Origin of the sequence: Pseudomonas sp. CM25 (assembly GCF_013179705.1) — a bacterium.
GTDB lineage: Bacteria > Pseudomonadota > Gammaproteobacteria > Pseudomonadales > Pseudomonadaceae > Aquipseudomonas.
Genome location: NZ_JABMCW010000036.1, coordinates 21,958 through 28,076 on the forward strand (window position 1 = coordinate 21,958; position 6,119 = coordinate 28,076).

The window sequence follows — 6,119 nt, forward strand, 5'->3', positions numbered from 1 at the left end:
CCACGCTAGGCGAACCGGATCCGCACCATGATACAGATCAAAGCTCTCCCCGCTTTCTCCGACAACTACATCTGGTTGTTACAGGATACTGCCAAACGCCGCTGTGCGGTGGTCGATCCGGGTGATGCCGGCCCAGTGGAACGCTGGCTGTCGGCCCACCCCGAGTGGGTGTTGAGCGACATTCTCATCACCCACCACCACAACGACCATGTGGGTGGTGTGGAACGGCTCAAGCAATTGACCGGCGCACGGGTCTGCGGCCCGGCCAAAGAGCGCATCCCGTGCCGCGAACTGGCACTTGACGAAGGTGATCAGGTAACCGTCCTGGGTGTGACGTTCGAGGTGCTGGCAGTACCTGGCCATACCCTGGGGCATATCGCATTCTTCAGTGACCAGCCGCCAACGCCCGTGCTATTCAGCGGCGACACCCTGTTTGCCGCCGGTTGCGGGCGCATGTTCGAAGGTAGGCCCGAGCAGATGCAACCTGCCCTGGCCCGCCTGGCAGCGCTGCCGGAGTCGACCGAAGTGTATTGCGCCCACGAATATACCCTGAGCAACTTGCGGTTCGCCAAGGCCGTGGAACCTACCAACCCACACGTTCAGCAACGCTTCGAAGACGTTACCCGCTTGCGTGCCGAAAATCGCATCACCTTGCCATCAACGATCGGTATGGAGCGCCTGACCAACCCCTTCCTGCGCACCTCTGAAACATTAGTTAAACAAAAAGCAGACGAATGGAAGGGACATTCAAACACCTCGCATGTCGCTGTTTTTGCTGCCTTGAGGTCTTGGAAGGACACCTTCTGATAACCGCAAGATATATCGCAGTTGATGCTCAAAGGTTGACCCGGCCGGGAGCGGTTTCTAGAATCGCCAAAATTTTTCGCCCGGATACCTGTCTCAGCCGATGTCTTCCAGTAGCCGCAGAACCTCTCATTCCGTCGCCCTGACGCGCCTGGCCCAGGTCAGTGCGCTGGCCCTGGCCGCCACCCTGGTGGGCTGCCAGAGCACCCGTCAGCTCGACGAATCCGATAGCGTTCGCGCGCACAACTACCAGGCGCGGATCAAGCACAAACCTGCCCCGCTGCTGGTCAAGCCGGTCGAGCAGGCGCCGCAGGACGTGTGGGAGCGCATGCGCCAGGGCTTCGCCCTGCAGGACAGCATCGACGTCAACCCGCGCATCGAGCAGCAGCGCCTGTGGTTCGCCAGCAATCCGACCTTCATCGAAAGCGCTGGCGAGCGCGGCAGCCTCTACCTGCACTACATTGTCGAGCGGCTTGAAGAGCGCGACATGCCGCTGGAGCTGGCCCTGCTGCCGGCCATCGAGAGCGCCTACAACCCGATGGCCTACTCCCGCGCCAGCGCTGCCGGCATGTGGCAATTCATGCCGGCGACTGGCCGCCACTTCAACCTGCGCCAGACCAACTTCTACGATGGCCGCCGCGACATCACCGCCTCGACCAACGCTGCGCTGGACTACCTCACTCGCCTGCACGACATGTTCAACGGCGACTGGCTGCTGGCCCTGGCCGCCTACAACTCCGGCGAAGGCACGGTCAGCCGCGCCATCGAGCGCAACGAGCGCCTTGGCCTGCCGACCGACTACTGGAACCTGCCGCTGCCGCAGGAAACCCGCGACTACGTGCCCAAGCTGCTGGCGCTGTCGCAGGTGGTGCTTACCCCCGAGGCGTACGGGGTCAACCTGAACCCGATCGCCAACGAGCCGTACTTCGAAGCGGTGGCCATCAATGACCGCCTCGACCTGTCGCGCGTTGCCGCCTTTGCCAACATCGACGAAGACGAGCTGATCCAGCTGAATCCGGCCTTCAAGAAGCGCATGACCGTGGACGGCCCCAAGCAACTGCTGGTGCCCACCGCCAAGGCGCAACTGTTGAGCGACAGCCTGTCCAACCTCAACCCCGAGCAGCTGGTCGCCCTGCAGCCGAACAAGGCCGTGTTCGCCCGTGCCGTGGCTGAAACCAGGGCACCCGTGGCGGCACGCAGCTACCGGGTCAAGCGCGGCGACAACCTGGGTGCCATCGCCAAGGCCAATCGTGTCTCGGTCAAGGACATCAAACGCTGGAACCGCATGTCCGGCAACAGCCTGCGTGCCGGCCAGGTACTGGCACTGCGCGGTGGCAATGCCCCCAGCGCTGCTGGCAACCGGGTAGCTTCATCGGGCAAGCGCACCACGCAGTACAAGGTACGCAAGGGCGACTCGCTGTACCTGGTGGCCAAGCGCTTCAACGTCGAAATGAAACACCTCAAGCGCTGGAACCCGCGCAGCGGCCATGCCCTGAAGCCAGGCCAGACCCTGACCGTCTACCTCTCGCATTGATAAAAAAACTGGGGCCGCTCCGCGCCCCATCGCCGGCAAGCCAGCTCCCACCCTAATCGCAACGACTTCAAGCCATATGCAGTACCTGTGGGAGCTGGCTTGCCGGCGATGGGCTGCAAAGCGGCCCCTTGCAATCCTCTGGGCGGCACTCTTTTTCCAACCCTACCAAGCTGTTACTGTACCCGATCAAAGCCCAACGCCTCTGGATCGGATGCCGACTTGATACGTCCCCTCCTGCTGTCAATCAGCCTGGCCTTGAGCTTCCCCGCAGCCGCGATGGTGAGCGAAAGCCACGGATACGCGCAGTTCGGCACGCTCAAGTACCCAGCAACCTTCACCCACTTCGACTGGGTCAACCCGCAAGCGCCCAAGGGCGGCACCTTGCGGGCCATGGCTTTTGGCACCTTCGATACCCTCAACCCCTACACCTTCAAGGGGTCGAGCCCGATCACCACGCCCAATTTCCAACAATACGGTATCAGCGAGCTGAACGAGCCGCTGATGGTCGGCACCGGCCAGTACGACCCGTCCGGCGACGAACCCACCTCCAGCTACGGCCTTATCGCCCGCTCGGTGGAGTACAGCGAAGACCGCAGCTGGGTCGTGTTCAACCTGCGCCCGGAAGCTCGCTGGCATGACGGCCAGCCGATTACCTCGGCAGACGTGGCCTTCTCCTACCGCACACTGCTAAAGGACGGCCACCCGATGTACCGCACCAACCTGCAGGAAGTGCAGCGGGTGGACATCCTCGGCCCGCAGCGCATCCGCTTCGTGTTCAAACGCGCCGGCAACCCGCTGCTGATCCTGCGCCTTGGCGAAATGCCGGTGCTGCCCAAGCATTACTGGCAAAAGCGCGACTTCAAGGCCACCACCTTCGAGCCGCCGCTGGGCAGCGGCCCCTATCGCATCAGCGAAGTCCAGCCCGGGCGCCGACTGGTGTTCGAACGGGTGAAAAACTACTGGGGCAAGGACCTGGCGGTCAACCGTGGCAAGTACAACTTCAAGCGCGTGGAATACGAGTTCTACCGCGACGCCACGGTGGCCTTCGAAGCGTTCAAGGCCGGCGAGTTCGACATCTACATCGAGCACCAGGCGAAGAACTGGGCCAACGGCTACACCTTCCCGGCCGTGCGCCGTGGCGAGGTGATCAAGGCACAGATCCCGCACCGCATCCCCACGCAAACCCAGGGCCTGTTCATGAACAGCCGCCGGGCCACCTTCAGCGACCCGCGGGTACGCCAGGCGCTGGGGCTGATGCTCGATTTCGAATGGACCAACCGCGCGCTGTTCAGTAGCGCCTACCGCCGCTCGACCAGCTATTACCCCAACAGCGAGTTTGCCGCCAGCGGCCTGCCGACCGGCAAGGAGTGGCTGCTGCTGGCGCCGTTCCGCGACCAGTTGCCTGCCAAGCTGTTCAGCGAACCCTACAAGGTCAGCCAGACCGACGGCCGTGGCATCAACCGCCAGACCCTGCGCCAGGCCCTCGGGCTGCTGGCCGAGGCCGGCTGGAAGCTGAACGGCCAGCGCCTGGTCGACAGCAAGGGCCAGCAGCTGCGCATGGAGCTGCTGCTGGTAAACCCCAATCTTGAACGCATCCTGCAACCTTATGTCGAAAATCTGTCCAGCATCGGCATCGATGCGCGCTTGCGCACGGTCGACCGCGCCCAGTACAAACAACGCCTGGACCAGTTCGATTTCGACATGATTCTGATGACCCTTAACCAGACCCTGAGCCCCGGCCTCGAACAGTGGCTGTACTTCCATTCCAGCCAGGCCGCGACCAAGGGCAGCAAGAACTATGCTGGGGTCAAGGACCCGGTGGTCGACCACCTGCTCGACACCCTTCTGGCTGCGCGCACCCGCGACGACCAGGTCGCCGCCGCCCGCGCCCTGGACCGAGTGCTCTCATGGCAGTACTACATGATCCCCAACTGGTACCTCGACAACCATCGCCTGGCCTACCGCAACCGGTTCGCCTTCGTCACCACGCCGCCCTACACCCTTGGGCTGAACAGCTGGTGGATCAAGACTTCGGAGAAAGCCCAATGACGCCAACGCACCGCCTGCGCCGGCTGGCAGGCAGCCTGTTGCTCGCCTGCCTGAGCCTTCCTGCCCTGGCCGCACCGCAGCACGCGCTGACCCTGTACGACGAGCCACCCAAGTACCCCGCCGACTTCAAGCACTTCGACTACGTCAACCCCGACGCGCCCAAGGGCGGCACCTTCCGCCAGTCCAGCTTCGGCGGCTTCGACAGCCTCAACCCGTTCATCAACAAAGGCGTGTCGGCCGAGAACATCAGCAGCATCTACGACACCCTGATGCGCCAGAGCCAGGACGAGCCGTTCACCGAGTACGGCCTGGTGGCCGGCAAGATCGAAAAAGCCCCGGACAACAGCTGGGTGCGCTTCTATCTGCGCCCTGAGGCGCGCTTCCATGACGGCCACCCGATACGCGCCGACGACGTGGTGTTCACCTTCAACGCATTGATCAAGGACGGTGCGCCGCTGTACCGCCAGTACTACGCCGACGTCGCCGAAGTGGTCGCCGAAGACCCGCTGAAGGTGCTGTTCAAGTTCAAGCACCACAACAACCGCGAGCTGCCGCTGATTCTCGGCCAGCTGCCGGTATTGCCCAAGCACTGGTACCAGAACCGCGACTTCAACCGCGGCAACCTGGAAATCCCGCTGGGCAGCGGCCCGTACAAGGTCGCCGAGGTCAAGGCCGGGCGTTCGGTGCGCTACGAGCGGGTCAAGGACTACTGGGCCAAGGACCTGCCGATCAACCGCGGTTTCTACAACTTCGACGTCATGACCTTCGACTCGTACCGCGACACCACCGTCGCCCTTGAAGCACTCAAGGCCGGGGCGTTCGACTATGCCCTGGAAGTCAGCGCGAAGAACTGGGCCACCGCCTACAACGTGCCGGCCGTGCGCGACGGCCGCCTGATCAAGGAGGAGCTGCCCAACGGCAACCCCACCGGTATGCAGGGCTTCATCTTCAACATCCGCCGCCCGGTGTTCCAGGACGTGCGCGTGCGCCAGGCGCTGAGCCTGCTGCTGGACTACGAGTGGACTAACAAGCAGCTGTTCAACGGCGCCTACACCCGCACCGGCAGCTACTTCGACAACTCGGAAATGGCCGCCCACGGCCTGCCCGACGCCAGCGAGCTGAAGATCCTCGAGCCGTTGCGCGGCAAGGTTCCCGAGCAAGTGTTCAGCGAAGCGTTCCACAACCCGGTCGGCGACGGCAGCGGCATGATCCGCGAGCAGCAGCGTCAGGCCTACAAACTGCTGCAGGAGGCCGGCTGGAAAATCGTCGACGACAAGATGGTCGACGCCCAAGGCAAGCCGGTCAGCATAGAGTTCCTGCTGGCACAGACCGAGTTCGAGCGCATCCTGCTGCCGTTCAAGCGCAACCTGGCCGACCTCGGCATCGAGCTGAACATCCGCAGGGTCGACGTGTCGCAATACATCACCCGTCTGCGTTCACGTGACTACGACATGATCGTCGGCGGCTATCCGCAGTCCAACTCGCCGGGCAACGAACAGCGCGAGTTCTGGTCCAGTGCCGCCGCCGACAACCCCGGCAGCCGCAATTTCATCGGCCTGCGCGACCCGGCCATCGACCAGCTGGTGGAACAGCTGATCAACGCCGACTCGCGGCAAAGCCTGATCGACCACTGCCGCGCCCTGGACCGTGTGCTGCTGTGGGGCTACTACGTGATCCCCAACTGGCACATCAAGACCTGGCGCGTGGCCTACTGGAACCACATCGGCCACCC

4 protein-coding genes are annotated in these 6,119 nt (G+C 63.3%); all 4 read left to right on the forward strand.

Annotated features, from left to right (window positions below):
- The first annotated feature begins 27 nt into the window (after positions 1 to 27).
- On the forward strand, positions 28 to 807 hold the full coding sequence (gene gloB, locus HP546_RS06535) for a hydroxyacylglutathione hydrolase (RefSeq protein WP_172221357.1): 780 nt from the start codon (positions 28 to 30) through the stop codon (positions 805 to 807).
- Positions 808 to 907: 100 nt separating this feature from the next.
- Positions 908 to 2,338: a lytic transglycosylase domain-containing protein gene (locus tag HP546_RS06540; protein WP_172221360.1), complete on the forward strand. Its 1,431-nt coding sequence runs from the start codon at positions 908 to 910 to the stop codon at positions 2,336 to 2,338.
- Between the two features lie 219 nt (positions 2,339 to 2,557).
- On the forward strand, positions 2,558 to 4,387 hold the full coding sequence (locus HP546_RS06545) for an extracellular solute-binding protein (protein ID WP_218583498.1): 1,830 nt from the start codon (positions 2,558 to 2,560) through the stop codon (positions 4,385 to 4,387).
- On the forward strand, positions 4,384 to 6,119 hold a 1,736-nt coding region (locus HP546_RS06550; RefSeq protein WP_172221363.1), incomplete at its 3' end, for an extracellular solute-binding protein. The genes HP546_RS06545 and HP546_RS06550, both read left to right, overlap by 4 nt.

Bases quoted from the DNA above. Each gene is read 5' to 3' on its own strand.
- gloB (WP_172221357.1), top strand. From the start codon at position 28: ATGATACAGATCAAAGCTCTCCCCGCTTTCTCCGACAACTACATCTGG.
- HP546_RS06540 (WP_172221360.1), top strand. From the start codon at position 908: ATGTCTTCCAGTAGCCGCAGAACCTCTCATTCCGTCGCCCTGACGCGC.